The following is a 26,996-nucleotide window of genomic DNA, read 5'->3' as shown; positions in this document are numbered from 1 at the left end:
CGCAATTCGCAGAACGGATTGGGCGGTGCCGTGCATCATGCCGCCGCGCGGAAATTAATCAAGGCAAAGCTGAGGCTGACGCCAATATTTTGAGCGCCGTTGCCATTCGTCCACAACTTATTGCTGTTATCCCCAAAAATGGGGGTTGTCAGAGTCTCACCCACAGCGCACCATATTTAGTACAGGCCCACGGGGGAAGCCCGGCTTGTAGAGCAGGCAACTAGCGCTGGGGCGCTGCCAGCCCCAAAATGCTAGATAATAGTGAGGTGGCATTATGGCCCTTTCCGAACAGTTTCTCGAAGAAGACCTTCATCCGATCGATATTGTTGAGCACCTGGCCGAACATCACGACTGGGATTTTGACCGCATCGGCGACGATCAGATCGCCATGGCTGTCGAGGGGCAGTGGCGCACATACTCGATTACATTGGCCTGGTCGAATTTTGACGAAACCCTGCGCATGGTTTGCTCGTTCGAGATGGAGCCGCCGGCCGAGCGCGAGAGCGAACTGTACGCGCTTTTGAACAAAATGAACGATCAGTGCTGGGCCGGGGCGTTCACCTATTGGGCGAACCAGAAGCTGATGGTTTATCGCTATGGTCTGGTTCTGGCCGGGGGACAGATGGCAAGCCCCGAACAGATTGACACGATGATCACCGCCGCTGTTCTGAGTGCCGAGCGCTATTACCCGGCAATCCAACTGGTCACGTGGGGCAACCGTGATCCAGAAGAAGCAATGCAAGTCGCCATTGCAGAGGCCTACGGCCGCGCGTAAAGCTTTGCCCCGAACCGAATAAGGGGGGAGGGGCAATCATGGACATGTCACGGGTCGCCGAACAGGGGTTGGTCCTTCTGGGATGCGGCAAGATGGGATCGGCCATGCTCGCCGGATGGCTAGAGCATGGCCTTCCGGCGTCTTCGGTCTGGGTTGTGGATCCGTTCCCCTCGGATTGGGTGAAGGCGCAGGGCGTCAATATCAACACTCCGCTGCCCGAGGCGCCCGCCGTTGTGCTGGTGGCCGTCAAACCTCAGATGATGGGCGAGGCATTGCCCGCGATAAAGGCGCTGGGCGGCGGTGGCAGCCTATTTGTTTCGGTCGCTGCCGGAACGTCAATTTCTACTTTTGAATCCGTATTGGGCGCGGGCACCCCTATCGTGCGTGCAATGCCAAACACACCGGCCGCGATCCGGCAGGGGATCACGGCCCTGATCGGAAATTCGGTCGCATCCGATGCGGATGTCTCCATGGCCGAGAACCTTCTGTCCGCCATCGGTGAGACCGTCCGGTTGGACGACGAATCCCAGATGGATGCGGTTACTGGGCTTAGCGGATCAGGCCCCGCATATGTGTTTCACCTGATCGAAACCCTTGCTGCCGCCGGGCAGGCGCAAGGTTTGCCCCACGAATTGGCGATGCGACTGGCAAAATCGACCGTGGCCGGAGCAGGGGCGCTGGCGATGGCATCCGACGAGGATCCGTCGCAACTGCGCGTGAATGTCACGTCCCCCAACGGCACCACCCAAGCCGCGCTTGAGGTTTTGATGCACGAAGAACAAGGTTTCCCAGACCTGTTGCACCGCGCGGTCAAAGCAGCCACCGACCGATCCAAGGAGCTGTCTCGTGAGTGAGATTTCGTTTGACGACTTTCTCAAGGTCGACATCCGCGTGGGCCAAGTGATCCACGCGGAACCATACCCAGAGGCCCGAAAGCCAGCGATAAAGATGTGGATCGATTTCGGCGACGAGATTGGTGAACGCAAGACCTCAGCCCAGATCACTACGCACTACGATCCGGCGACCCTTGTTGGGAAACAGGTGATGGCCGTGGTGAACTTTCCGCCACGCCAGATCGGCCGGTTCATGTCCGAAGTTCTGGTCCTTGGTCTGCCCGATGAGAATGGCGAGATCGTGTTGATCGGACCGGACGGAGAGGTTCCTGTTGGTGGGCGGATGCACTGATGAAGCTGTTGATTGCCCGCCCAATGACAGCTGCGGTCGAGGCCCGCGCCCGCGCCGAATTCGATGTTGAAATTCGCAGCGAGACCTTGCCCATGAAACTGGATGAGATGCGCCGCGCGCTGACCGAGTTTGACGTGGTCGTACCAACGCTCGGAGACCTGTTCTCGGCGCAATTGATTGCGGATGTCCCAAAGCCGCGCTGTAAGCTGTTGGCCAATTTTGGCGTTGGATACAATCACATCGACGTCGAGGCGGCACGAGCCGCTGGGATCAATGTCACCAACACGCCGGGCGCCGTCACGGACGCCACGGCGGACATCGCCATGACCCTGCTATTGTCCACCGCGCGCCGCGCTGGCGAAGGAGAGCGGCTGGTTCGAATGGGGGATTGGCAGGGCTGGCACCCCACCCAGATGCTGGGTCATCACGTGACCGGAAAACGGGTTGGGATCGTGGGTATGGGCCGCATCGGGCAAGCGATTGCGCGGCGATGCCATTTTGGCTTTGGGATGCAAGTGGCGTATCAATCGCGAAGTGCTAAAGATGTGGACTTCCCCGTAGAATACGTCTCAGACCTGATGGCTTTGGCAACCTCAGTGGATTTCCTAATCGTTGCAGTGCCAGGTGGTGCGGAAACCCGGCATCTGATCAACGCGCAGATTCTTACGGCCATGAACCCTTCGGCCATCCTGATCAACATTGCACGCGGCGAAGTCGTTGACGAAACCGCGCTGATTTCAGCTTTGAAATCCAAGCAGATCGCCGGGGCGGGGCTAGACGTTTATGAATTCGAACCCGCGGTCCCCAAGGCCCTTACAGAGATGGAGAACGTGACACTGTTGCCTCATCTGGGCACTGCGACCGAAGAGGTTCGGACCGATATGGGACAGATGGCACTGGACAATGTCGCGGCCTTTGCGGCTGGGCGTCCCTTACTTAACCCCGTTTAGGCCCCCACAGCCTCACGCCAGTGCTTGCGGCAGAGCGAGACGTAAGTCTCGTTCCCGCCGATCTGCACCTGCGCACCTTCGGTGATTGTGTCGCCCTTTTCGTCCTGCCGGATGACCATTGTCGCTTTGCGTCCGCATTTGCAGATCGTGCGCACCTCGCGCATTTCGTCCGACAAAGCCAGCAACGCGGCAGAGCCGGGAAACAGCCGCCCTTGAAAATCAACCCGCAACCCGTAAGCCAGCACGGGAACGTTCAAGTCGTCCACAGTACGGGCCAGTTGCCAGACCTGATCTTCGGTCAGGAATTGCGCCTCATCTATGAACACACAGGCGACCTTGTCTTGGTTCAGCCGGGCTTCGATCATGGCAAAAACGTCATCGGTGGGACTGAACGTATCGGCTTCGGCAGAAATTCCGATGCGCGACGCGATTTTCCCGACACCGGCCCGCCCGTCCAATGCGGCGGTCATCAGATATGTGTCCATCCCCCTCTCGCGATAGTTGTGGGATGCCTGCAGCAACACGGTCGATTTGCCCGCGTTCATGGTCGAGTAGTTGAAGTATAGTTTTGCCATGGTTCCGGGTCTAATTGGCGCGGTTCCAAGGGGCAAGCCTTGGTTAGACCTTGGGGGGTGACGCCGCCATTACGGTCGCAAAGGCCGAGCAGATGCTCTTGGGGATGGATAACCCAGCTACCGCAACAGCGACGCCGTTGGCCTGCACAAGGCCAAGACAAGGCGAGGCGAACAAAAGTGCCTCGCTGTTACTCATTACCGGCATCAAAGGCCGCCACTCACTCACAAAATCCCCGCATATCTGAGGGATAGTTAATTTATGCCCTTTCCATTATGACTGGGATATGGGAAATTTCTCCACCCATTCCCCGGCTTGGACAGGCAGAGGGCGGGTGCGCAGGTAACAAAGGGAGCACAATGGCAGATATCGGGGCCTATCTGAAAAAGCACACCGAAGCGTTGGTTAAGGATGTCGGCATTGAAGCGGCGTGTGAAATCACTGGAAAGTCCAAAGCAACACTGGGAAGATACTATTCCGACAATGCGGAGCACGCAGATCGCTTCATGCCGGTGGATGCGGTCGCACAATTGGAAAATGCGGCAAATTACCCGCATGTGACCTCAGCGCTTGCGGATCTCAAGAATATCACTCTGTCTTATGACGGGCGAAATTCAGACGGGCCGCGCACGGGCGGAGTAAATTCTGACGTTATCGCTCTAAGCCAGCGTTTTGCGATGCTGATGACCGAATATCAATCCGCGATTGAGGATGGAATTATTACGGTCAACGAAGCCAAGCGCCTGTTGAAGGAAACCAGTATGCTGCAGCAGGTTTTGATCGAGATGAAGCTGCATTTGGAAGAGGAAAGCGTCAGCTAACACTTTCCTGTATTCGGTATGGGTGAATACGCAGCGCGGCACCGAAGTTGCCAAGCGCTGCGCAGGTTTCGGGCGTAGCTTTATCTTTTGCCCTTGCCGCCGCCCTTTTCTTTCCCGTCGCCTTTGCCCTTTCCTTTTCCTTCACCCTTACCTTTGCCTTTTCCGTCGCCTTTACCCTTGCCATCACCTTTGCCGGGTTTGCCTTCTCCGCCCTTGCCGGGTTTGCCGCCGCCGTCGCCCGGCTTGCCGCCACCATCGCCGCCATCGCCCGGGTCACTTCCGCCGTCGCCCGGTCCGGCGCCATCACCCGGCGAGCTGCTGCCCCCGCCCGAGCCCGCGTTGTCACCCGGTCCAGGCCCGGTCGAGCCTGACGAGCCATCGCTGCTGCGCGCCTCTCCGAAATTGGCATTCTGAACCGAGGCTGTGGGCAAGTCGGTCAACAGCTCGGCCAACCCCACACATTGCTGAGAGGTGTTCTGCAGGACATTGGCAAAGTCAGACCGGTTCTGCAGGTGCAGAACAAAGCCCTTGGTCACCTGCGAGCAGTCGCAGAGCGTTTCATAATCGCCGGAATTGGCGGCCGACCTTGCCAGGTTCGCGGTACAAATTTCGGTCTCGGCTGCGGCGCTTGTCGCCAGCAGGCTGATGGCAGGAACGGCCACAAACGCCGCCATGCCGTTGATTGCGCGTTTACGCATCGCCAAATCTCCTCATTTCAGATCACGCAGATGCATCACGCACCCGATCCCGATATGTGGAGGGCGAATTAAGGAGAAATTTCCGTCTTCTGAACTTACCTTTAGGAAACCCGCCGGTACCCCATTGTGTAGACTGGCAAAACCGGCGGTTCGGCGACTATTCGTGGCGTTTTACGATCACCGAGCCTACCGAATAACCTGCCCCGAAGGAACAGATAAGCCCGACATCTCCGGCAGACAGATCGTCGGAGTTCTGTGAAAACGCGATGATGGACCCGGCGGAAGACGTGTTGGCATAATTTTGCAGGATGTTTGGCTGCTCGCCGGGTTCAGGGTCTCGCCCCAGAACTTTTTTGCCGATGAAATCATTCATGGATTTGTTGGCCTGATGCAGCCACAGGCGTTTCAGATCTGCGCTATCCACACCTTCCGAGTCCATGTGGTCGTTGATATGCTTGCTGACCATTGGCAGCACTTCTTTGAAGACTTTGCGCCCGTTTTGCATGAACTGCATGTCACGCCGGTCCTCCACCCCGTCAGGCCGCGTGCGGCGCAGGAAGCCCAGGTTGTTGCGGATGTTGTTGGAAAATTCGGTCGCACAGCGTGTTGACAGAATCTCGAAGTGCGGGCCCTTGGCATCTTCGATGCGTTCGATCAGCGTCGCCGTTGCAACGTCGCCAAAAATGAAATGACAATCACGGTCGCGCCATTCCAGATGGCCGGTGCAAATCTCGGGGTTCACAACCAGCGCCGAGCGGACCGAGCCCGAACGGATCATGTCGGCCGCAGCCTGAATGCCGAATGTGGCCGAAGAACAGGCGACGTTCATGTCAAACCCGAATCCTTCGATTCCAAGCGCGTCCTGAATTTCGATTGCGATCGCCGGATAGGCTCTCTCGTGGTTTGACGCCGCGCAGATCACCAGATCGACGTCTTCCGCAGAGCGCCCGGCTTGCTTCAGAGCCTTGCGACAGGCGTCCACTGCCATTTCTGTCATGATGCCCGGTTCATCATCACTGCGCTGTCTTAAAGTCGGGTGCATGATGTCGGGGTTGAGGACCCCTTCCTTGTCTACGACAAAGCGATTCTCGATACCCGACGCCTTAATGATGAACTCCTCCGAGGAATGCTGCATCGGCTCCATTTCGCCGGCCGCGATCGCTTCCGCATTTTCTGCATTCTTTTTATCAGCATAGGCGTTGAACGCTGTGACCAGTTCGGCGTTTGTAATGACATGTTCTGGCGTGAAAACACCGGAACCGGTGATGGCGGGCGTGTACATGGTGGGTCCTGAACTTTTGGGTTCGCTCAAAATGCAGTCACAATGCGAATTGATCAAGACATGATGACCAAATCAACGGATGGTTACCTTGGGGAAGGGGGTAAAGGGAAACTTCACCTCTTGAATAGTTCATTTTTTGAAGTATATCCGACCCGATTGTTCAAGGAGGGCGGCATGGAAGTTGATCTTGGCGGAAGAACCAATCGAATGAGCCCGGAAATAGAGGCAATGATGGGCGTCTATGCGCTCTACTGGAAGCTTGAGGAAAGCTTTGACCGCATCGAAACCCCGCTGAGCCATCAAGAATGCCACATGCTGATTAAACTTGGGACTCCAAAAAGAATGGGAGTTTTGGCGGCGGATATGCTGTCCGTCCCGTCGACGATCACCGCGACCGCTGACGCGCTGACCGAGGCCGGGTATCTGACACGGGAACGCGACCCCGACGACCGCAGGGCGTGGCTGCTGGTTCTGACTGACAAAGGCGAAAAGACACGGAACATGCTGGTAGCGATGGCAGGTGAATTATTCCGCAGCGCTGCGGGCTTGAACTCGGAAGAAACAGCCGATTTCGCGCGGTTGGCACAGAAAATACGCGAAAACGTTTTGAAAACCGGAATTCCCGAGGGGCTGACAAAATGAAAATCCTGACCACACTGACCCTTGCATTTGCCATAGCTGGCCTGCCGGGTTTCGCGCAAGAGGCCCCCAAACCGGTAAAGCTGATGCAGGTTTCTGAAACCACGCCTGGGTTCTCGCGCCAATTTTTTGGGCGCGTCGCGGCGCGTCAGACGGTTGATCTGGCGTTTCAGGTCTCGGGTCAGATCGTCGAGATGCCGATTTCTGAAGGGTTTGTCATCCCGCAGGGGGAACTGATCGCCCGCTTAGATCAGGAACCGTTCGAGCGAGAGCATGACCGGACGCGCCTGCAAAAGGACCAGGCAGACCGAACCGTTGCGCGCTTGTCCCGCTTGCGCGGAACGGCGGCCAGTCAGGTGGCCGTCGATGACGCCGAGACGGCGGCGCAACTGGCCGCAATCGCGGCGCGCGATGCCGAATATGCGCTAGAGCATGCGACGTTAACCGCTCCGTTCGACGCTTTGGTTTCTAGCCGCGCGGTCGAGGCGTTTACGACTGTTTCTGCGGGCACTCCGATTGTGCGTCTCCATGACATGTCCGAATTGCGCATCGAAGTGGACGTGCCAGAAATCCTGTTCCAAAGGTCCGGGCAAGAGGACGACATCACCATCACGGCCAGGTTCCCGGTCAGCGATGAGATTTTTCCGCTGGAAATCCGCGAGTTTGATGCCGAATCGTCAAGTGTCGGGCAAACGTTCCGCATTCAATTCGGTCTAACGCCGCCTGAGGGCCTGCAGATCCTTCCGGGCTCGTCCGTGACGGTAAACGTGCAGGTCCAGGACCAGCGCACCGGGATTTTTGTGCCCCCAACGGCAATCGTCGCGGATGCGCAGGGGGGGCTGGGCGTGGTTGTCTTTTCTCCGGGCGGCGCTGATGAAGGTACGGTCACGCGTGTTCCTGTCACGATTGAGCCCACTCAAACTGGTGAGGTTCAGGTGATCACGGGCCTTTCGGACGGGGACGAGATTGTGGTGGCCGGGGGTGCAACACTGGCCGATGGCCAATCTGTTCGCCGCTTTGCCGGCTTCGCGAACTAAAGGGGGGCGTCATGAGCATCGCACGCGCCTCGATCGACCGGCCGCTCTATACGTGGTTGATCATCCTGATTGCCCTGATTGGCGGCATCTGGGGCTTCTTGTCTCTGGGTCGATTGGAAGATCCGGCCTTCACGATCAAACAGGCGGTCATTGCCACGCAATATCCCGGCGCGACGGCCGAACAGGTCGCGTTTGAGGTCTCGGAACCGCTGGAATCCGCCATCCAACAGATGGGAGAGGTGGACGTCATCACCTCGATCAACCAGCCGGGCCGATCGCTGATCGAGGTCGAGATTAAGTCGATCTATGACGGCACTGAACTGCCGGATATCTGGACCCGCCTACGCGCCAAGGTCCGCGACGCCGCCCGTGGATTGCCGTCGGGTGTCAGTGAACCTTATGTGAATGACGGTTTTGGCGATGTGTTCGGCCTGTTCTACGCGGTGACGGCGGATGGGTTTTCCGATGCGGAAAAGCACGACCTGGCCACGTTCCTGCGGCGCGAGTTGCTGACGGTTGACGGTGTCGCCGATGTCGAAGTGCAGGGCCTGCCGGACGAGGCCATTTTCGTGGAACCTGACCTTTCAATCTCGGTTAACCAGAACGTTCCACTGCAGGCGATCAACGAAGCCATCGCTAATGCGGATTCGGTCAACGCGTCGGGGTCGCTGCGGTCCGAAAGTGACCGAACCACGATCCTGACCGCCGAAGGGTCCGACAGCGTGTCGGCCATTGCAGGGCTTTCGGTGGGGTCGCAAGGGCAGGTGATCAATCTGTTCGACATGTCTGATGTCTACCGCGACCGCCAAACCGATCCCGATATCATCATCCGGTTTGATGGAACCGAAGCGTTCACCTTGGGTATTGCCGGGTTGGCCACCGAAAACATCGTCGAGGTCGGCAAGCGCGCTGACGCCAAACTGGCTGAACTTGACGGCTCAATTCCCTATGGCGTCGAAGTCCTGCCGATCTATCAGCAGCATGTTGTGGTTGAGCAGGCTTCGAACGATTTCCTCGTAAATCTTGCGATGTCGGTCGCCATTGTGGTCGCTGTTCTGGGTATCTTCATGGGGTGGCGCGCGGCAATCGTAGTGGGCTCGACCCTTTTGCTGACGGTTGTTGGAACCGTGCTGTTCATGGCGATGTTCTCCATCGAGATGGAGCGAATCTCGTTGGGCGCGCTGATCATTGCCATGGGAATGCTGGTAGACAACGCGATCGTCGTGGCCGAAGGGATGCAGATTGCGATGCTGCGCGGCAAATCCTCGCGCGATGCGGCCGAGGATGTATCTTCGAAAACGCAAATCCCGTTGCTGGGCGCGACCGTGATCGGGATCATGGCTTTTGCCGGTATTGGCCTCAGCCCCGATGCGACGGGGGAATTCTTGTTCTCGCTTTTTGCGGTCATCGGCATCTCGCTGCTGCTCAGTTGGCTGTTGGCGATTACCGTGACTCCGATGCTGGGACATTACTTTTTCAAACAGGGCAAGGAAGGCGAAATTGACGCCTATGGTGGCATTCTGTTCCGCGTCTACGGCGCAATTCTGCGCTGGGCGTTGCGGTTCCGTTGGCTGGTCGTCGCAGGTCTGGTCGGGATCACGGTTGTCTGCTACGCGGGCTTTGGCCTGATGAAGCAACAGTTCTTCCCCAACTCGAACACGCCACTGTTCTTTGTGCACTACAAACTGCCACAGGGTACACCGATTTCCCGCACCGCCGAGGATATGGCCGTGTTCGAAAACTGGCTGGTAGACCGCGATGACGTGGTGTCGGTCACCACGTTCGTCGGGCAAGGGGCGACGCGGTTCATGCTGACCTATGCGGCGGAAAAGCCGAACCCCAGCTATGGGCATATGATCATCAGAACGGAAACGCTGGACGATATCCCGGCACTGCAGGCCGAGTTGGAGGCATTCGGTGCGGCGCAGTTCCCCGAAGGAGAGTTTCGTACGAAACGCCTGATCTTTGGCCCCGGTGGCAGTGACCCCATCCAGGCCCGGTTCTCGGGCAGTGATCCGGTGGTGCTGCGTCAGTTGGCGGACGAAGCTGTGCAGCGAATGGCTGCCGCATCGCCCAATGCGCTGCATGTCCACCACGACTGGCGCGAGCAGGAACTGGCGGTGCAGCCGATCTACGCGACCGAACGGGCGCAGACGGCGGGTGTCACCCGCGAAGATATTGCTGCAACTCTTCAGTTTTCGACCGACGGAATTACCGGCGGGGTCCTGCGTGAACGAGACCGCCTGATCCCGATCATTTTACGCCGACCCGCTGATGGCGATTATTCGATTGTCGATCAGGTGGTCTATTCCGATCAGTCAGAACGATTTGTGCCCATCGAGCAGATGGTCGATGGGTTCGAGTATCGGGCGCTTAACACGCTTGTTCACCGTCGCGACCGTGTTCTGACGATCACCGTCGGTGCGGACATTCCGCCGGAGCTGACCGCGGCACAGGTTCATGCCGAGGTTCGCAGCGCGATTGAGGATATGGACCTGCCGCTAGGCTACAAATTGGAATGGGGCGGCGAGTTTGAAGACTCGGGCGATGCGCAAGCCAGTCTTGGAAGGCAACTCCCGCTGAGCCTGCTGATCATGGTTCTGATCTCGATCCTGCTGTTCAACGCGATCCGACAGCCGATCATCATCTGGCTTTTGGTTCCAATGTCGGTGAACGGCGTTGTCATCGGATTGCTGGGCACTGGGCTGCCGTTCACCTTCACCGCGCTGCTGGGGCTGCTCAGCCTGTCGGGGATGCTGATCAAGAACGGCATCGTGCTGGTCGAAGAGATCGATTTGGTCCGCGCCACGGGCAAAGCTTTGCGCGAGTCGATCATCGAAGCCTCAGTTTCGCGTCTGCGCCCGGTGATGCTGGCCGCGATCACGACCATTCTGGGCATGGCACCTCTGCTGACGGACGCCTTCTTCGTGTCGATGGCGGTCACGATCATGGGCGGTCTGGCCTTTGCCACGATCCTGACCATGGTCGCGGCGCCGGTCTTCTATCTGCTGTTCTTTGGCCGCGACGAAAAGCGCGCGTTGGCACCACAACCGGTTGTTTAAGCGAAAAAAGCCCCGGCAAATTCTGCCGGGGCTTTTCATTGTCCAACTTAGCGGGTTACCCCTGCAGCGACTTTACCTCGACATCACCCTCGGCTTGCGCCTTGATTGCCAAAGCCGCCGCATGTGACCCCGCAGCGGTCGTGAAATAGGGGATTTTGTCATAGAGCGCGATCGAGCGGATGGCCTTGCTGTCTTCAACCGCCTGCGCGCCTTCGGTCGTGTTCATCACCAATTGCACCTGACCGTCTTTCAGCATGTCGGCAACGTCTGGGCGGCCCTCATAGACCTTGTTGACCACCTCGCAGGCTACGCCCTGAGCATCCAGCCAGCTTTGCGTGCCCCGTGTCGCCACCAGCGAAAACCCCTGCGCGGTCAGAACCTGTGCCGCCTCAAGCATGGCCTTGCCCTTGTCCGCATCCTTGATCGAGATGAATGCGCGCCCCGAGGACGGCAGAACCATGCCGGCCCCCATCTGCGCCTTCAGGAAGGCGCGCGGGAAGTCGCGATCCCAGCCCATAACTTCGCCCGTCGAGCGCATTTCCGGACCAAGGATCGTATCGACGCCGGGGAAACGGGCGAATGGCATCACCGCCTCTTTGACCGAGAACCAAGGCATGTCCGGATCGGCCAAAGTCATTTGATCCGCGATTTTGGTGTCTTTGCCTTCTTGGTACGGTGGGCGCAACGGGAAGTTCGACAGTTTCTCGCCAGCCATAATGCGCGCGGCGATGGACGCAATCGCGCTGTCGGTCGCCTTGGCCACAAACGGTACTGTGCGCGAGGCACGGGGGTTCACTTCGATCAGGTAGATCTCATCATCCTTGATCGCGAATTGAACGTTCATCAGGCCGACGACATTCAGCGCCTTGGCCAGTTTGAACGCCTGCTCCTTGATCCGGTCGATCACATCTTCGGACAATGAATAGGGCGGGAGTGAACAGGCCGAGTCGCCTGAGTGCACGCCAGCCTCTTCGATATGCTGCATGATGCCCGCGACATGCACGTCCGACCCATCACACAGTGCATCCACGTCCAGTTCGACCGCTCCGGCCAGATAGCTGTCCAGCAGAACCGGGCTGTCGCCCGAGACGACAACGGCCTCGTTGATATAGCGTTTCAGCTGGTCCATATCGCGCACGATTTCCATCGCACGCCCGCCCAAAACATAAGAGGGGCGGATGACCAGAGGGAAACCGATCTCTTCGGCGATCTCCAGCGCCTGTTCGTCGGTAGACGCAATCCCGTTCTTGGGCTGTTTCAGTCCAAGATCGTTGACCAATGCTTGAAAGCGTTCACGGTCTTCGGCCAGATCAATCGCGTCCGGGGTGGTTCCGAGGATCGGAATGCCAGCGTCTTCCAGCGCGTGCGCCAATTTCAGAGGTGTCTGGCCACCGAACTGAACGATCACACCGTGCAGGGTGCCGCTTTCCTGTTCCTTCGTCAGGATTTCCATGACGTGCTCGAAGGTCAGCGGTTCAAAATACAACCGGTCCGAAGTGTCATAGTCGGTCGACACGGTCTCGGGGTTGCAATTGATCATGATGGTCTCATACCCCGCATCGGTCAGCGCGAAACAGGCGTGACAGCAGCAATAGTCGAACTCGATGCCCTGACCGATCCGGTTCGGACCGCCGCCCAGTATGACAACCTTCTTGCGGTCGCTTGGGCGGGCCTCGCACTCAACCTCGCCCATCATCGGGGCTTCGTAGGTCGAGTACATATAGGGCGTCTGCGCTTCGAACTCAGCCGCGCAGGTGTCGATCCGTTTGAAAACAGCGTGCACGCCCAGATTGCGGCGGGCGCGGCGGATGTTGGCCTCGTCCCGACCGGTCAGGTTGCCCAGACGCGCATCGGTGAAACCCAGCATTTTCAGTTTGCGGATGCCGTCCTCGGTGACGGGCAGGCCGTCTTTGCGGACCTGACGCTCGGCTTCGATGATCTCGCGGATACGGGCGAGGAACCACGGGTCGAACTTGGTGACGCCGAAGATTTCGTCGTCGCTCAGCCCGTGCCGCATGGCCTGCGCGATGGTGCGCAGACGATCCGGTGTCTGCTGGCTGATCGCCTTAATCACGGCAGCCTTGTCGTCGGCTTCGTCCCAAACACCAACATTCAGACCGGGGATTTCGATCTCATCAAACCCGGTCAAACCCGATTCCATCGAGGCCAGCGCCTTTTGCATCGATTCGTGGATCGTGCGACCGATGGACATGGCCTCACCCACCGATTTCATAGCGGTGGTCAGGTAGGGCTCCGAGCCGGGGAATTTCTCGAAGGCGAATTTCGGGATTTTTGTGACGACATAGTCAATGGTCGGCTCGAACGATGCGGGCGTGACCTTGGTGATGTCGTTGTCCAGCTCGTCCAGCGTATAACCCACGGCCAGTTTCGCGGCGATCTTGGCAATCGGGAAACCGGTCGCTTTGGAGGCCAGAGCGGATGAGCGCGACACGCGCGGGTTCATCTCGATCACGACCATGCGGCCATCGACCGGGTTGATCGCCCATTGCACGTTCGAGCCGCCGGTTTCGACACCGATCTCGCGCAGCACGGCAATCGAGTGGTTGCGCATGATTTGGTATTCTTTGTCGGTCAGAGTCAGCGCCGGGGCCACGGTGATCGAGTCGCCGGTATGCACACCCATCGGATCGACGTTTTCGATGGAACAGACGATGATGGCGTTGTCGGCAGTGTCGCGCACCACCTCCATCTCGTATTCTTTCCAGCCCAGTAGGCTTTCGTCGATCAGAATCTGACCAACGGGCGAGGCATCCATACCCGAGCGGCAAATGTGGATGTAATCCTCACGATTATAAGCCACGCCACCGCCCGTACCACCCAGCGTAAAGGCGGGACGGATAATTGCAGGCAGGCCGACGGTTTCAAGCGTGTCCAGAGCCAGCGCCACACCAGCATCCAGGTCTTTCTTGCCGGTATCATCCTTGGGCGCAGTCACGATCTCGGCCTTGGGGTTTTCGATGCCCAGGCGGTCCATCGCCTCACGGAACAGGGCGCGATCTTCGGCCATTTCGATGGCGTCGCGCTTGGCGCCGATCATCTCGACGTTGAATTTGTCCAGAACACCCATCTCTTCCAGCGCCAGCGAGGTGTTCAGACCGGTCTGCCCACCCATGGTGGGCAGCAGGGCGTCGGGGCGTTCTTTCTCGATGATCTTTGCGACAACCTCGGGCGTGATCGGCTCAATATATGTCGCGTCAGCCAAGCCGGGGTCGGTCATGATCGTCGCGGGGTTCGAGTTCACCAGAATGACCCGGTATCCTTCCTCACGCAGCGCCTTACAGGCCTGAGCGCCGGAATAGTCGAATTCGCAGGCCTGACCGATGACAATGGGGCCCGCCCCGATGATCATGATCGACTGGATGTCGGTTCTTCTCGGCATGGCCTTGTTCCTTCGATTGTCCGCGAGTCAGGGCACCGCCCCAGCGCCCAAATTGTCCTGCGTTATAGGGACCGCGCGAAAAGGTGCAAGAGCTATCGGAAACAGCGGTGAAATTGCCGCTTTCCCCCCTTTCCCTTGTTGCCGTATTCTCTATACCGCGCAGCACGGCAAATGAGGATGCAAGTGCGTATTCGTTTCGATCAAGGACCGGCCGGACCGGGCACCAGCTTTGACCGGCCCGCACAGGTCATCCGCGCAGACAGGGCGGAGGACGTGCCGCAGGCGATGGCGGCGCTGGATGCGGCGCGCAGGGATGGTGCCTGGCTGGCCGGATACGCCAGTTATGAACTCGGCTATACGTTAGAACCGCGCCTGAGTGACCGCCTTCCCCAAGGTCGTCGCCTGCCGTTGCTGTGCTTTGGGGTCTACAACGCCCCTTTGTCGCAGGAACTGCCACCTCCGGCGGGTGGGATCGCCGAATTCACACCGCGCTGGGACGAAGCCCGATATGCAAAGGCTTTTCGCCAGGTGCATGATGCCATCGGTGCGGGCGATATCTATCAGGCAAACCTGACCTTCCCCATCGACCTGACCGTCGACGGCGACAGTGCGGGGCTGTACGCGGCGCTCTCAGCCGGGCAGCCGGTTGGGCACGGCGCATTGGTTCAACAGGACGGGTTGCCCGACTTGCTCAGCCGCTCGCCCGAACTGTTTTTCCGCACCGATGCGGACGGGCGGATCGAAACGCGCCCGATGAAGGGCACACAGCCGCGCAGCGAAGACCCGGTTGAGGATGCGCGGCGCCGTGCGTTTTTGTCATCAGACGATAAGAACCGGGCCGAGAACCTGATGATCGTCGATCTGCTGCGCAACGATATCAGCCGCGTGGCGCTGGCCGGATCAGTCAATGTGCCCGAGCTGTTCAAGGTCGAGACCTATGCCACCGTTCACCAGATGGTATCGCTGGTGCAGGCGCAGTTGCATCGGGGCGCGGGCCTGTCTGACATCCTGACCGCCTTGTTCCCATGCGGTTCCATCACCGGCGCGCCCAAGATACGCGCGATGGAAATCCTCTCAGACCTCGAACCGTGGGCGCGAGACATTTATTGCGGGGCAATCGGCTGGGCCGCGCCGGACGGACGGTCGGAATTCAATGTGGCGATCCGCACGCTGATGGTCGAAGACGGCAAAGCCACGCTCAACGTCGGCGGCGGCGTGGTTTGGGACAGCACGGCCCCATCGGAATACGAGGAGGCGTTATGGAAGGCCCGCTTTGCGCACCAGCTGACCCTGACTTCCGCATAATCGAGACGTTGGGCTTTAAACCCGGCCAGGGATTTGTGCGTCGCGACCGGCATCTAGCCCGTATGGCGCGGACCGCTGCAGCGCTGGGCATCGGATTCGACACGCCGACCGCTATCGAATGTCTGAACCAAGTGGACGGGGACGGCGAATTGCGGTGCCGCCTTACGCTCGACACAGAGGGTCGGTGCGAGGTGACAAGCTCTCCGATGACAACCAACCCCGCGCATTGGAGATTGGGCTTGGCCGAAACACGCCTCGACTCTTCTGACATTTGGTTGCGGCACAAGACAACGCAACGTCAGGTTTACGACAATGCCCGCGCCGCGTTGCCGATGGATGTCAACGAACTGATATTCTTGAACGAGCGGGACGAGTTGTGTGAAGGGACGATCACCAACCTCTTTCTCGAAATGCCGGGTGGTCGTCTTTTGACGCCCGCGTTAACCTGCGGGCTGTTGCCGGGTATCCTTCGCGAAGAGTTGCTGGATAACGGTGACGTAACCGAGGCGGTCCTGACCATGACCGATCTCGAAAACGCAAGAAACATCTATGTCGGGAATTCCCTCAGGGGCCTGATCCGAGCAGAGCGAGCAAATCAGTGAGTAAACAAAGCGATTGGGCCCGAGCCGCCACTCCGCATATGTGGCTGCGTCTGGAATTCTGTCTGTTCTTCATCGTGGTGCCCATCGCCATTGCCGTGTTCTTACCACCCAACCGGATGTTCACCGCGCTGCTGTCATTCACCTCTATTGGAATTTTGCTGCTGCACTACACACCCGGTTTTTCCTGGGCCGAGCTTCGCGACAACTGGCGAAACTGGTCCTGGCCCGAGGTTTTGGGCTTCACGGTCGCAATGGCGGTACTGTGCACGGCGCTCGTGCAGATGACCCGTCCGGACGCCGCCTTTGCCCTGCTAAGGGTTCGCCCCGAGCTATTGGCCATGATCTGGTTGTTCTATCCGATACTGTCGGCATTGCCGCAGGAATTGCTGTTTCGATCGCTGTTCTTCCGTCGGTACCATGCGATTTTGCCAGACGGGATAGCCGCCTATCTACTGAACGCGGCCCTGTTTTCACTGGCACACCTGATGTACTGGAGCTGGATCGTCGCCATTATGACCTTTGGCGGAGGGTTGCTGTTTACTTGGGCCTATCGCAAACGCGGGTCGTTTTTCTACGCGGTCCTGCTGCACGCCATTGCGGGCAATATTATCTTCGCTGCCGGTCTGGGCATCTATTTCTACTCGGGCAACGTGCAAAGGCCGTTTTGACGGGCCAAGCTGGCTTGACTTTCCGGACCTGACAGGGTGTATCGGCGCGACGAATTCTGCGCCCGAAGGGATATGATCCATGCACGCCTATCGCAGCCACACCTGCGCCGCACTGACCGCCGCCAATGTCGGTGAAACCGTCCGCCTGTCTGGTTGGGTGCATCGGGTCCGAGATCACGGCGGCGTGCTGTTCATCGACCTGCGCGACCATTTTGGCGTGACACAGGTTCTGTGCGACGGCGACAGCGCGGCTTTTGCCGAGCTTGAGAAAGTGCGATCCGAGTGGTGCATCCGCATCGACGGGAATGTCAAAGCGCGCGACCCTGAACTGGTAAACTCGAAACTGCCGACCGGTGAGATCGAGGTATACGTGCGCGAGCTGGAAGTTTTGGGCGCGGCCGATGAGTTGCCGCTGATGGTGTTCGGCGATCAGGAATACCCTGAGGAAACCCGCTTGCGCTATCGCTATCTGGACCTGCGTCGCGAGGCGATGCAGCAGAACATGACCCTGCGTTCTGACGTCGTGGCTTCGATGCGCCGCCGCATGTGGGATCAGGGGTTCCGCGAGTATCAGACGCCGATCATCACAGCCTCGTCGCCTGAAGGCGCGCGCGACTTCTTGGTGCCCTCGCGCCTGCATCCGGGCAAGTTCTATGCGCTGCCGCAGGCTCCGCAGCAGTTCAAACAGCTGATCATGATGTCGGGCTTTGACAAGTACTTCCAGATCGCCCCGTGTTTCCGGGACGAAGACCCGCGCGCCGACCGTTCCCCGACCGACTTCTACCAGTTGGACCTTGAGATGTCGTTTGTTGAACAGCAGGACGTGTTCGACACCATTCAGCCTGTTCTGACCGGCGTGTTCGAAGAGTTCGGCGGTGGTCGCAAAGTGGATCAGGACTGGCCGCAGATCTCGTACAAGGACGCGGCCCTGTGGTACGGCACCGACAAGCCCGACCTGCGCAATCCAATTAAAATGCAAGTGGTCTCCGACCACTTCCGCGGGTCTGGCTTCGCGATCTTCGCGAAGCTGTTGGAGCAGGACGGCACTGAAATTCGCGCCATCCCAGCGCCGACCGGGGGCAGCCGCAAATTCTGTGACCGGATGAATGCGTTCGCCCAGAAAGAAGGTCTGCCCGGCATGGGCTATATCTTCTGGCGCGATCAGGGTGAAGGGATGGAAGCTGCAGGACCGCTCGCCAAGAACATCGGCCCCGAGCGGACCGAGGCGATCCGTCAGCAGCTGGGCCTGGGTGTGGGCGATGCCGCGTTCTTCCTGGGCGGCAAGCCCAAAGCCTTTGAAAAGGTCGCGGGCAAAGCGCGCGATGTGATCGGCGAAGAGCTTGGCCTAACCGAAAAAGACCGCTTTGCCTTTGCCTGGATCGTTGATTTCCCGATCTATGAGCAGGACGAAGAAACCGGCGCGATCGACTTTGAACATAACCCGTTCTCGATGCCACAGGGCGGGATGGATGCGCTGAACGGCAACCCCCTGGACGTGCGTGGGTATCAGTATGATCTGGCCTGTAACGGCTACGAACTGGTTTCAGGCGCGATCCGGAACCATAAGCCAGAGATCATGCTGAAGGCCTTTGAGCTCGCAGGCTACGGCGCGGATGAGGTGAAGTCTCGCTTTGGCGCGCTGTTTAATGCCTTCCACTATGGTGCGCCGCCGCACGGCGGCTGTGCTGCGGGCATCGACCGGATCGTGATGTTGCTGGCGGATGAGGCCAATATCCGCGAGGTCATGATGTTCCCGATGAACCAACGCGCCGAAGACCTGATGATGGACGCGCCTTCTGATCCGACCTCGGATCAGTTGATGGACCTCGGGCTGCGGATTATCCCGCAAGAGTGATCGAATTTCGCCCGCCCTTGTGCGGGCGTTTTTCATTTTGCGTGTTTTTGGATGATGCCAAGCACGCATCAAGACGCGCCCGGCCTCAACCCCACTGGTCTTGTATCCTGCGGCGTCTGCCCCGAATGGCCTTGGCAGCCAGACGGGTCTGGCGATAGCACCAGACACACAAGAGACTTGCCGTGATAAAATATGCGGTGACCATTTTCAGATCGCCTCTTGCCGTTCCAGCCTGTTTTGAACCAACCCGGCGACCCGCGCGGCTTGCGCTGTAACCGGTGCCCCCTGAGCCCGCGAACGTGCCAGTTGCTGCGCGGCCTCGGCCAAGACCAAATCGTCGGCATCCCGCGCGACACTGCGTAAAAACTGCGTCGCATAGTCCAACGTTTTCTGGTCGGTTGGACCGGTCAAAACATCGGCGATATGGGCCATATCATCCTGGTAAGCCAAAGGGTCTGGCAGAACAAAGTCGTCGCGAACTGCGTGCAATTCGACCGGGCGTCGATCTTCAGGCAATAGTTCCAGAATAGACGTCTGGAAATACGCCACCGAGGTCAGCGGCTTGGCCAAAAATCCGTCTGCCCCGGCGATTAGTGCCTCTTGCCGTGCATCATCATCGCCGGAGAGACCCAGAATGACTCCAATCCTTGGGGCCGCCTCATTCAGTTCAGCGATGAGGTCCGCGCCCGAACCATCGGGCAGGCCCATATCGACGATAATCACCGAAGGCCGATAGATCTGCAGGTGCCGCCGCGCCGATTTCAAACAATCCGCCCGCCGGATCCGCGCGCCACTGTGCAAACACATCAGGCGGATGGCGTCGCAGGCATAGCGACTGTCTTCAACAACAAGTATGGTCTGGCCCAGCAACGGCCGCAGTTTCGTGGGCAGTGGTGGCGCGGCGAAAGGTCCCGAATCGTCCATAGCAGAACTCCTAATCAGCAGATGCCTCACGCTAGGAACTTCTGGCTAACACGGCGTTAACGACGATTTGGCGCACTTGTTCTTTGCACAAACAGTCCGCATAACCGCTGCAACGCAGAACAAAGGAGAGCCCCATGATCGGTCGCCTGAACCACGTTGCCATCGCTGTTCCAGACCTCGAGGCCGCGTCCGCGCAATATCGGGACGCTTTGGGTGCCAAGGTTGGCGCGCCGCAGGACGAGCCGGATCACGGTGTGACCGTTGTGTTCATTGAACTGCCGAATACCAAGATCGAACTGCTGTATCCCCTGGGCGAAGACAGTCCGATCAACGGGTTTCTGGAAAAGAACCCGTCGGGCGGCATTCATCATGTCTGCTACGAGGTCGATGATATCATCGCTGCGCGTGATCACTTGAAAGAAACCGGTGCCCGCGTTCTTGGATCCGGAGAGCCCAAAATCGGAGCCCACGGTAAGCCCGTGTTGTTCCTGCATCCCAAGGACTTTAATGGCTGTCTCGTCGAGCTAGAGCAGGTCTGAGCCCGGAGGGTCCACCATGACGATCACAGCCGCGCTCGTTCTGTTTGCCGTTATCTGGTTTCTGACTCTGCTGATCGTGCTGCCGGTGCGCATCAAAACGCAAGGCGACCTGGGTGACATCGTGCCCGGAACCCATGCCGGGGCACCGGAAGAGCATCACATCAAGAAAAAACTCTGGATCACCACGGGTATTACGATTGTGCTGTGGGCGATCATTGCGGGGATCATCCTGTCAGGCGCGATTTCCGTGCATGATTTTGACTGGCTCAACCAGTTGGAACCACGCGAATAGCAGTCAGGGTCGGGACCCAGACAGGCTGTGATAGATATGCGTGAAAGTCGCCGCGCCCAGGATCGGGATCACAAGGTTCACGAGCGGTATGGACAGAGGGATAGCCATCAACGTCCCCGCCACCCAGATGGTTGTTGAGTGTTTGGAGCGCAATTTTCGGGCTTCTTCACGCCCGATACGGCGCATGGCGGCCAGTGTGAAATACTCGCGCCCCAGCAGGAATCCATTCATGGCCCAAAAGATAAACGGGGCGAAAGGCGTGAAAATCGCATAGAGGATCAAAGCACACAGGTTTGCAACGATCAGCACGCCCATAAAGCCAATCGCATCACGCAGCCCGTCGCTGAATGGAATGCCAGGAACGGTGGGCAAAGTGGGATAGTGGCGATCTTCAACCGCTTGCGCGACCTCTTCCAAAAACATCGACGTGATGGCCGAGGCAACTGGGACCATCAGAAAAACCGGCAGGATCAGCACAAGCACAATCCCGGAATAGTTCAGGACATCGTTCAGCCAAGGGACGGCCCCAATGAAGGGTAGCGAAATCTCGTTACCCGAAAGACGGTTGATAAACCAAATCGCCACAGCGCAAGCGACGATCAGCAGCAGGATCGTCAACCCGACGCCACGCAACAGGACGGCGCGGAATCTGGGGTCTCCGACTTGGCCCAATGCAGCGAAGAAGGCGTTCAGGATGATCATTCATCGACCCATTCTGTAAGCGCTGATACATCGGGGCGTGGGCGTTCTGGTGGGGCCGAGCCCTCGGTCGCGATGTGGATGAGCCCCGCCACTCGTTCGTTTTCGGCCAGACCAAATGCCTTTTCGCAGAAAACCCTGTCATGCGATTGCCAGCCGGACAACCAGTTCGCCCCCCAGCCCGCCGCCAGCGCCGCATTCAATAGCGCGAGGCAAACAGCGCCAGCCGAGTACGACTGTTCAATCGCAGGTATTTTTTCAGACGGTTTTTGAACCTCGATGACCGCAACGGCAAGATGTCCCATGTCGAACTGGCTGCGGGCTTTGGCAATGTCTTCTGCCGCTTTGCCCAATGCCGCGCCTCTTTCCCGGGTCAGCTCCGACAACCGGGGCATGGCACCTTTTTCCAAAACGATGAATCGCCAGGGTTCCAGCTTGCCATGATCCGGGCTGCGTGCCGCCGCTGTCAAAAGTGGGTGTAGCTGATCCCGTGTCGGCGCAGGCGCGACCAGCGTTTTGGCCGGGCGTGACCGGCGCACCTGTAGAAACTCCAGCGCTTCTGGGCTTTTCAGAGACATATGTTAACTTTCTTTACATGGGCCTGTTGGTATGTCGTGCAGTCGCGCGCCCGTTTCAAGGCCAATGTGAGTTGAAATCAGATTTTGAGACCGAAAACGCGGATCGCCGGCCAACGCAGGCTTTGCGCGTCAAAGAACGAACGCCGCTACGTTTCCTCGGTTCCAGTTTCGCGAATTTGGTACACACCCTCTGGCAGGTCCAAGGCGGCGGCCAGATCTCGCACTTGTTCCGGGGACAAGGTGATCTTTTGCATCTGGTCGGTCCGGGGGTCCAGTTGTTCCAGCGTCACACACTCGGCAAAGCTGTTGATGACGACATCCTCCTGCAAGGGTTTGGGGCCCTCATCCACAAGCGTGATAACCGTCGAGTCGAATTCATGCTCAATCGAAAACATAGGGGCAGAGTGCAAGGACACAGTTGCTATTGCAACCCGCCAACCGCGCAATCTGCTGTGGAAGCACCTGAATTGCCGCGCTATGTTGACATGCTGGCAGACCCTTGGAAAGGAAATGGAATGCGCCGTCTTGCACTTTTGTCGCTTCTGTTTCTGGCGGCGTGCACTTCTCCTTCGGTGATTGCCGTACAGGCGGACAAATGGCAGCCCCGTTCGTCGGAGTGGCAACCGGTCGCCCGCATGTTTCTTGAGGTCAGCCGCGCTGTCGGCCCAGCCGCAACCAAGGAATGCAAACGCCGCACCCGCGCGGTCAATTGTGACTTCGTGATTCTGGTCGATCTCAACCCACGGGCGCCGGCAAACGCGTTTCAGACTGTGGACGAGGATGGTCGCCCACTGATTATCTTCACGCAACCGATGATCCGGTCAGCGCAGAATGCCGATGAGTTGGCCTTTGTCATGGGGCATGAAGCGGCGCATCACATTCTGGGTCACATTTCAAAACAGGCTAAAAACGCCAAGGAAAGCGCCCGTATCTTTGGCGACCTGGCCCGAGAGCAGGGCGAAGATGATGCAGGCGTCGAGCGGGCCCAGGCGCTTGGCGCCGAGGTCGGGGCGCAAAACTATTCGAAAGAGTTCGAACTTGAAGCGGATGAGTTGGGAACAATCATCACAAACAACGCTGGGTATAGCCCATTGGTGGGGCTGAAGTTCTTTCAGCGCATTCCCGACCCGGGCGACAGGTTTCTGGCAACACACCCACCCAACGCACAGCGTGTTGAGGCCGTCTTGCGCACAGCGGCATCGCTTGGCCTGACGCAATGAGCAACATCACGCGTTTGGGTGTCGTTCTCAGCGACCGAGGTTCAAAATACGCAGTTTCTGGCGGCTCGGTACGCAGCCGAGAAGACGTGGATGCCGTTTTGGCAGAACTCAAGTCGGACAAGGCTTACGCGAAGGCGACCCATAATACATGGGCGGCGACGCTCCCAGCCGGAGCGCTCAAGGCCGATGACGGTGAATCCGGCGCCGGTATGGTCATTCTGCGTATGATGCAAAGGGCCGGGCTGGCGGACCACGTCATTATTGTTACGCGCTGGTATGGCGGCAAAAAGCTGGGCGGAGATCGGTTTCGTCGCGTGCAGGATGCCACACGCCTGTACCTGGATCAGCTGCCTGGGCCGGATTGACCTGCATCAAGGGCTGGAGACCTGAATTGCGCTAGGTGTTCCTAGGGGTGCAAGTAGGAAAGGACTCCGAATGTCCAGACGGGAAACGTTACGGCACCATGCTGGTCTGGTTGATCAGATGGCCACGACTTTGGGCGTAGACCTGCAGGAAGCTGCAATAAAAGGCGCTGTGCGGTTTGATGAAATCTCGGACGCTGTTCTGCGGTGTGCCGATTGCCCGAACCCGGCCAATTGTCAGGCGTTTCTGGACCGCAATCACTCTGTAGATCAAACGCCGGACTACTGCCGGAATCAGGAATTGTTGAACAGGGTAAAGCCCTGAATAAGGAGATACCCATGCAGCGGCAGGGACATATCATGACCCATCTTCGCCTCTTATCGCGCATGGGACATGCCACCGGCACCGACCTTGCCGATGCGCACAAGGCTGGTCGGCTGAAGCCAGAGGAGTGGGCGGACATGGTTCAATACTGCCGCGGGTGCGAATGGGCCAGTTCCTGTCCGGACTGGCTGGACGAAAACGAAACTGCCGATGCAGCGCCGCGAAACTGCCGCAACCGAAACAGGTTTGCCGCGCTCAGGGCACAGAATTCACAGGTGAACTGATGCCACAAGTTCCACTGGGCGACGTCGAAAAGCACTTTTGGCTAACGCGTTCCGTCGCACGCTGTCTGGATGTCTCGCTGACCGAAGCGATGGCCGAAGGCAAACTGTCCGCCGACGGCTATGCAGAAATGGTTACGCGCTGTCGGGCGGCAAATTGCAGCCACGATTGCCAGATCTGGCTGGCCACCCAACAAACCAGACCGGCCAGCGCACCAACATTTTGCGTCAATGCCAAGGCTCTGAACGACCTGATCTGATCAGTCGTCCATCTTTGAATGGGTGCCATCACAAAGCGGTGGGTTGGTGCTGTGTTTGCAGCCGCAAAAGAACACCTTCTTAGTGGCCTCTGCCGTGTATTTTACGGGCTCAAAGTTCGACCCCTTGTGTGAGCCGTCGCAGAACGGCTGCTTTTGAGATTCTCCGCAGGTGCACCAGAAATAGCTTTTGCCCTCGGTCACCTCGACTGGAAAGGGTGATTTCTGGGCGATTTTCGGGGTGTCTGACATCTGGATACTCCGTGTTTCTCTGGTGTCAGTTACCTAGCCTAGCGCGCGCAGGTAGAAATGGAAGCCCGCCCAAAACAGGCGCGGCTTTGCCTCTATTCACGGCCTTGTGATCAACTCTGTTGCCACAGCGCAGAGTTGGTCTTATTCTGATTCTGGCCCCGAAAAGTTGGGCAATATCAGAAAAGTAATAGAGGACTGAAGGACATGAAGCTGAAATTCGCTGCCATCTGTGCCACCGCTGTAGTGTTGACCGCCTGCGCGCAGCAGGAAGAGCCGACGCCCGTTTACATCCAGCCCGACTATGACAAATTCGGCACGCCGAGCTGTGCGGCAGGCTATGAACTGGCCACAACCGAAGCTGGCCAAACCGTGTGTAACCCGGTCGTACAATAAGTGTTCCGCAGGTCGGCCAATTGAGGCCGACCTGCACTATTTCAGCATTTCGTACCGCCCATTGGGCGGTTTTTTCTTGCCTTTGCGCGGCAGTTCGAGAACGAGCAAAGATGAAAGTGGTCGGGCAGGAGGGTTCATGCGCTATTTCTTTGAACGGTTGGCAGACCGCACTCGTTGGAGCTGGCAGGGACTGAGCGCGACTTGGCGTCAGGAGTATTCTTTTCGGGCGTGGGTCTGGGCCAACCTGATATCCGCTGGCCTTGCGCTGTGGCTGCCCATCGGAACCGAAGCCCGCGCCTTGATTCTTGTTCTCGGGATATTCGTCCTGGTGGCAGAGCTGTTCAACACGGCGATTGAACGTGCGGTGGATCATACATCAACCGATCACCATCCGCTGGCGGGTCAGGCCAAAGACGCGGCCAGTGCTGCGGTGGCCTTGACCGCGCTTGCCGCAGGCGTGGCCTGGGTGGTTGTTCTGCTCGGCATGCTGTAGGCGTAAGGCCAACTTCGAACAGGGATCAGGAAACCCCGAACCTTCCTTACCACGTCAGCGCGCGGTGATCTTGCCCCACAAGTCATAGTCGCTGGCCTCATCGACCTGGACAGTGACGATCTCGCCGGGTTTCAAACCCTCAAACCCTTCGTCAATGAACAGATTGCCGTCGATCTCGGGCGCGTCGGCCTTTGTGCGGCAGATTGCGGCCTCTTCGTCTACATCATCAATGATGACATCGAGGGTGCGGCCCACCTTGGCGGCCAGTTTGGCCTCGGATATGGCCTGCGCTTTTTCCATGAACCGCTCCCAGCGATCCTGCTTGACCTCGGCCGGAACGTGACCCGGAAGGTCGTTGGACCGGGCCCCTTTGACGTTTTCGTATTGGAAACACCCGACGCGGTCTAGTTGCGCCTCGTCCATCCAATCCAGCAGCGTCTGAAACTCCGCCTCGGTTTCACCAGGGTATCCAACGATGAAGGTCGAGCGCAGAGTGATATCCGGGCAAGTCGCGCGCCAGGCGGCGATCTCGTCCAGCGTTTTGGCTGCAGCAGCGGGGCGGGCCATCCGTTTCAGAACATCCGGATGCGCATGCTGGAACGGGATGTCCAAATAAGGCAGCACGTTGCATTCCGCATCCGCCATCAGCGGGATCAAGTCGCGCACGTGCGGGTAGGGGTAGACATAATGCAGCCGGACCCAGGCATCGAACTGCCCCAGCTCCCGCGCCAGATCGGTGATATGGCTGCGCACCGCGCGGTCTTTCCAGGGGTTCACATCGTATTTGCTGTCCAACCCGTAGGCCGAGGTGTCCTGGCTGATCACCAGCAGCTCGCGCACGCCATTTTCGACCAGCTTTTCCGCCTCGCGCAGCACCGCATGTGCCGGGCGGCTGGCCAGTTTGCCGCGCATATCCGGGATGATGCAGAACTTGCACTTGTGGTTACAGCCTTCAGATATCTTGAGATAGCTATAGTGGCGTGGGGTCAGTTTGACGCCAGAGGCGGGCAGCAGATCGACAAAGGGGTTCGGGTCAGGCGGCACGGCCGCATGCACCGCATCCAGAACTTGCTCATATTGATGCGGGCCGGTGACGGCCAGAATGCGCGGATGATGCTCGCGGATATAGTCGGGCTCGGCGCCCAGACAGCCCGTCACGATCACCTTCCCATTTTCGACCAGAGCCTCGCCAATCGCTTCGAGCGATTCAGCCTTGGCGGAGTCCAAAAAACCGCATGTATTCACGATCACGGCATCCGCCCCTGCGTAGTCGGGCGAAATCCCGTATCCTTCCGCGCGCAGGCGGGTCAGAATACGCTCGCTATCGACCAGTGCCTTTGGGCAGCCCAACGACACCATTCCAAGTGTGGGCTGGCCGTGCCGGGGCGCGTCGGAAATCCGGGCCGCTGGGGCCAGGTCAGGGCGAAGATTTGGCGGGTTGCTACTCATGATGGGGCGTATAGAGGGGAAAGCTTTCCCTTGCAAATGCCGCGCGGTCAGGGCTGACTTGTTGATGAGCAATTAAGCCG

31 protein-coding genes are annotated in these 26,996 nt (G+C 58.5%); 21 read left to right on the top strand and 10 right to left on the bottom strand.

Going from position 1 to position 26,996, the window contains the following annotated elements:
* Nucleotides 1–274 precede the first annotated feature (274 nt).
* Genes ACR0CR_RS05530 through ACR0CR_RS05515 form a run of 4 tightly spaced genes read left to right on the top strand, consistent with a single transcriptional unit; the run spans nucleotide 275 to nucleotide 2,910 of the window.
* Complete coding sequence (locus ACR0CR_RS05530; RefSeq protein WP_170655909.1) at nucleotides 275–775, top strand: YbjN domain-containing protein; 501 nt, start codon at nucleotides 275–277, stop codon at nucleotides 773–775.
* Between the two features lie 38 nt (nucleotides 776–813).
* On the top strand, nucleotides 814–1,629 hold the full coding sequence (gene proC, locus ACR0CR_RS05525; RefSeq protein WP_480597473.1) for a pyrroline-5-carboxylate reductase: 816 nt from the start codon (nucleotides 814–816) through the stop codon (nucleotides 1,627–1,629).
* Entirely contained in the window at nucleotides 1,622–1,960 is a 339-nt protein-coding gene (locus ACR0CR_RS05520; RefSeq protein ID WP_480597471.1) for a tRNA-binding protein, read from the top strand. Before proC ends, ACR0CR_RS05520 begins: the two co-directional genes overlap by 8 nt.
* The gene (locus tag ACR0CR_RS05515; protein ID WP_480597470.1) at nucleotides 1,960–2,910 is read left to right on the top strand and encodes a 2-hydroxyacid dehydrogenase; all 951 of its coding nucleotides are present in this window, start codon (nucleotides 1,960–1,962) and stop codon (nucleotides 2,908–2,910) included. The genes ACR0CR_RS05520 and ACR0CR_RS05515 overlap by 1 nt, the downstream gene beginning before the upstream one ends.
* Here ACR0CR_RS05515 and ACR0CR_RS05510 read toward each other — a convergent pair.
* Nucleotides 2,907–3,485 (bottom strand): thymidine kinase, encoded by a 579-nt coding sequence (locus ACR0CR_RS05510; RefSeq protein ID WP_480597469.1) that lies wholly within the window; start codon nucleotides 3,483–3,485, stop codon nucleotides 2,907–2,909. The two genes, ACR0CR_RS05515 and ACR0CR_RS05510, sit on opposite strands and share 4 nt — an antisense overlap.
* Before the next feature lie 357 nt (nucleotides 3,486–3,842).
* Between ACR0CR_RS05510 and ACR0CR_RS05505 the strand changes: the two genes are divergently transcribed.
* Nucleotides 3,843–4,304: a hypothetical protein gene (locus ACR0CR_RS05505; protein ID WP_480597467.1), complete on the top strand. Its 462-nt coding sequence runs from the start codon at nucleotides 3,843–3,845 to the stop codon at nucleotides 4,302–4,304.
* Nucleotides 4,305–4,384: 80 nt separating this feature from the next.
* Here the strand turns inward: ACR0CR_RS05505 and ACR0CR_RS05500 are convergent, their stop codons facing one another.
* Entirely contained in the window at nucleotides 4,385–5,002 is a 618-nt protein-coding gene (locus tag ACR0CR_RS05500) for a hypothetical protein (RefSeq protein ID WP_480597466.1), read from the bottom strand.
* 157 nt (nucleotides 5,003–5,159) lie between these two features.
* Nucleotides 5,160–6,284, bottom strand: coding sequence for a beta-ketoacyl-ACP synthase III (locus ACR0CR_RS05495; protein ID WP_480597465.1), 1,125 nt, complete (start codon nucleotides 6,282–6,284; stop codon nucleotides 5,160–5,162).
* Between the two features lie 174 nt (nucleotides 6,285–6,458).
* Here ACR0CR_RS05495 and ACR0CR_RS05490 point away from each other — a divergent pair, with 174 nt between their 5' ends.
* From ACR0CR_RS05490 to ACR0CR_RS05480, 3 genes are read left to right on the top strand one after another with little or no spacing between them, the layout of a single operon-like run.
* Nucleotides 6,459–6,926, top strand: a complete 468-nt coding sequence (locus ACR0CR_RS05490) for a MarR family winged helix-turn-helix transcriptional regulator (RefSeq protein ID WP_480597464.1) — start codon at nucleotides 6,459–6,461, stop codon at nucleotides 6,924–6,926.
* Nucleotides 6,923–7,960, top strand: coding sequence for an efflux RND transporter periplasmic adaptor subunit (locus tag ACR0CR_RS05485; RefSeq protein WP_480597462.1), 1,038 nt, complete (start codon nucleotides 6,923–6,925; stop codon nucleotides 7,958–7,960). The genes ACR0CR_RS05490 and ACR0CR_RS05485 overlap by 4 nt, the downstream gene beginning before the upstream one ends.
* Nucleotides 7,961–7,971: 11 nt before the next feature.
* On the top strand, nucleotides 7,972–11,022 hold the full coding sequence (locus ACR0CR_RS05480; protein ID WP_480597461.1) for an efflux RND transporter permease subunit: 3,051 nt from the start codon (nucleotides 7,972–7,974) through the stop codon (nucleotides 11,020–11,022).
* Between the two features lie 55 nt (nucleotides 11,023–11,077).
* Here ACR0CR_RS05480 and carB read toward each other — a convergent pair whose 3' ends face one another.
* Complete coding sequence (gene carB / locus ACR0CR_RS05475) at nucleotides 11,078–14,422, bottom strand: carbamoyl-phosphate synthase large subunit (protein ID WP_480597459.1); 3,345 nt, start codon at nucleotides 14,420–14,422, stop codon at nucleotides 11,078–11,080.
* 177 nt (nucleotides 14,423–14,599) lie between these two features.
* On the opposite strand from carB, the gene ACR0CR_RS05470 reads away from it, so the two are divergent.
* From ACR0CR_RS05470 to aspS, 4 genes are all read left to right on the top strand, one after another.
* Nucleotides 14,600–15,727: an aminodeoxychorismate synthase component I gene (locus ACR0CR_RS05470; protein WP_480597458.1), complete on the top strand. Its 1,128-nt coding sequence runs from the start codon at nucleotides 14,600–14,602 to the stop codon at nucleotides 15,725–15,727.
* Entirely contained in the window at nucleotides 15,682–16,329 is a 648-nt protein-coding gene (locus ACR0CR_RS05465; protein ID WP_480597457.1) for an aminotransferase class IV family protein, read from the top strand. The genes ACR0CR_RS05470 and ACR0CR_RS05465 overlap by 46 nt, the downstream gene beginning before the upstream one ends.
* Complete coding sequence (locus ACR0CR_RS05460; RefSeq protein WP_480597455.1) at nucleotides 16,326–16,997, top strand: CPBP family intramembrane glutamic endopeptidase; 672 nt, start codon at nucleotides 16,326–16,328, stop codon at nucleotides 16,995–16,997. The genes ACR0CR_RS05465 and ACR0CR_RS05460 overlap by 4 nt, the downstream gene beginning before the upstream one ends.
* A 79-nt stretch (nucleotides 16,998–17,076) precedes the next feature.
* Nucleotides 17,077–18,852 (top strand): aspartate--tRNA ligase, encoded by a 1,776-nt coding sequence (gene aspS, locus ACR0CR_RS05455; RefSeq protein WP_480597454.1) that lies wholly within the window; start codon nucleotides 17,077–17,079, stop codon nucleotides 18,850–18,852.
* A gap of 207 nt (nucleotides 18,853–19,059) precedes the next feature.
* On the opposite strand, the gene ACR0CR_RS05450 is transcribed toward aspS, so the two are convergent.
* Nucleotides 19,060–19,776, bottom strand: a complete 717-nt coding sequence (locus ACR0CR_RS05450; RefSeq protein ID WP_480597453.1) for a response regulator — start codon at nucleotides 19,774–19,776, stop codon at nucleotides 19,060–19,062.
* Nucleotides 19,777–19,910: 134 nt separating this feature from the next.
* On the opposite strand from ACR0CR_RS05450, the gene mce reads away from it, so the two are divergent.
* Nucleotides 19,911–20,315, top strand: coding sequence for a methylmalonyl-CoA epimerase (gene mce, locus ACR0CR_RS05445; protein ID WP_170655881.1), 405 nt, complete (start codon nucleotides 19,911–19,913; stop codon nucleotides 20,313–20,315).
* A 16-nt stretch (nucleotides 20,316–20,331) separates the two neighbouring features.
* Nucleotides 20,332–20,607 (top strand): DUF1467 family protein, encoded by a 276-nt coding sequence (locus ACR0CR_RS05440; protein ID WP_480597452.1) that lies wholly within the window; start codon nucleotides 20,332–20,334, stop codon nucleotides 20,605–20,607.
* A gap of 3 nt (nucleotides 20,608–20,610) precedes the next feature.
* On the opposite strand, the gene ACR0CR_RS05435 is transcribed toward ACR0CR_RS05440, so the two are convergent.
* The 3 genes from ACR0CR_RS05435 to ACR0CR_RS05425 form a co-directional block, all read right to left on the bottom strand.
* The gene (locus ACR0CR_RS05435; protein ID WP_480597451.1) at nucleotides 20,611–21,309 is read right to left on the bottom strand and encodes an EI24 domain-containing protein; all 699 of its coding nucleotides are present in this window, start codon (nucleotides 21,307–21,309) and stop codon (nucleotides 20,611–20,613) included.
* Complete coding sequence (locus tag ACR0CR_RS05430) at nucleotides 21,306–21,884, bottom strand: nitroreductase family protein (protein WP_480597449.1); 579 nt, start codon at nucleotides 21,882–21,884, stop codon at nucleotides 21,306–21,308. The genes ACR0CR_RS05435 and ACR0CR_RS05430 overlap by 4 nt, the downstream gene beginning before the upstream one ends.
* Before the next feature lie 146 nt (nucleotides 21,885–22,030).
* A complete protein-coding gene (locus tag ACR0CR_RS05425) occupies nucleotides 22,031–22,279 on the bottom strand; it encodes a hypothetical protein (RefSeq protein WP_480597447.1) in 249 nt (82 codons plus the stop codon).
* 120 nt (nucleotides 22,280–22,399) lie between these two features.
* Between ACR0CR_RS05425 and ACR0CR_RS05420 the strand changes: the two genes are divergently transcribed.
* The 5 genes from ACR0CR_RS05420 (at nucleotide 22,400) to ACR0CR_RS05400 (ending at nucleotide 24,332) form a co-directional block, all read left to right on the top strand.
* The gene (locus ACR0CR_RS05420; RefSeq protein ID WP_480597445.1) at nucleotides 22,400–23,104 is read left to right on the top strand and encodes a M48 family metalloprotease; all 705 of its coding nucleotides are present in this window, start codon (nucleotides 22,400–22,402) and stop codon (nucleotides 23,102–23,104) included.
* Complete coding sequence (locus ACR0CR_RS05415; RefSeq protein WP_480597444.1) at nucleotides 23,101–23,469, top strand: YigZ family protein; 369 nt, start codon at nucleotides 23,101–23,103, stop codon at nucleotides 23,467–23,469. The genes ACR0CR_RS05420 and ACR0CR_RS05415 overlap by 4 nt, the downstream gene beginning before the upstream one ends.
* 70 nt (nucleotides 23,470–23,539) lie before the next feature.
* Entirely contained in the window at nucleotides 23,540–23,791 is a 252-nt protein-coding gene (locus tag ACR0CR_RS05410) for a DUF6455 family protein (protein WP_480597442.1), read from the top strand.
* 14 nt (nucleotides 23,792–23,805) lie between these two features.
* The gene (locus ACR0CR_RS05405) at nucleotides 23,806–24,075 is read left to right on the top strand and encodes a DUF6455 family protein (RefSeq protein WP_480597440.1); all 270 of its coding nucleotides are present in this window, start codon (nucleotides 23,806–23,808) and stop codon (nucleotides 24,073–24,075) included.
* Nucleotides 24,075–24,332 carry a DUF6455 family protein gene (locus tag ACR0CR_RS05400; protein WP_480597438.1) on the top strand — a complete coding sequence of 86 codons (258 nt, stop codon included), beginning with the start codon at nucleotides 24,075–24,077 and terminating at the stop codon, nucleotides 24,330–24,332. The genes ACR0CR_RS05405 and ACR0CR_RS05400 overlap by 1 nt, the downstream gene beginning before the upstream one ends.
* Here ACR0CR_RS05400 and ACR0CR_RS05395 read toward each other — a convergent pair whose 3' ends face one another.
* On the bottom strand, nucleotides 24,333–24,581 hold the full coding sequence (locus ACR0CR_RS05395; RefSeq protein ID WP_480597436.1) for a CDGSH iron-sulfur domain-containing protein: 249 nt from the start codon (nucleotides 24,579–24,581) through the stop codon (nucleotides 24,333–24,335). It lies immediately after the preceding gene.
* A 204-nt stretch (nucleotides 24,582–24,785) separates the two neighbouring features.
* On the opposite strand from ACR0CR_RS05395, the gene ACR0CR_RS05390 reads away from it, so the two are divergent.
* Both ACR0CR_RS05390 and ACR0CR_RS05385 read left to right on the top strand, forming a co-directional pair.
* Nucleotides 24,786–24,974, top strand: a complete 189-nt coding sequence (locus ACR0CR_RS05390) for a hypothetical protein (protein WP_480597434.1) — start codon at nucleotides 24,786–24,788, stop codon at nucleotides 24,972–24,974.
* Between the two features lie 136 nt (nucleotides 24,975–25,110).
* Nucleotides 25,111–25,467 (top strand): diacylglycerol kinase, encoded by a 357-nt coding sequence (locus ACR0CR_RS05385; protein WP_480597432.1) that lies wholly within the window; start codon nucleotides 25,111–25,113, stop codon nucleotides 25,465–25,467.
* 54 nt (nucleotides 25,468–25,521) lie between these two features.
* Here ACR0CR_RS05385 and rimO read toward each other — a convergent pair whose 3' ends face one another.
* Complete coding sequence (rimO, locus tag ACR0CR_RS05380) at nucleotides 25,522–26,916, bottom strand: 30S ribosomal protein S12 methylthiotransferase RimO (RefSeq protein WP_480597430.1); 1,395 nt, start codon at nucleotides 26,914–26,916, stop codon at nucleotides 25,522–25,524.
* Between the last annotated feature and the right edge of the window lie 80 nt (nucleotides 26,917–26,996).

The organism is Ruegeria sp. AM2 (assembly GCF_056540685.1).
This window is presented reverse-complemented; position numbering and strand designations above follow the sequence as displayed.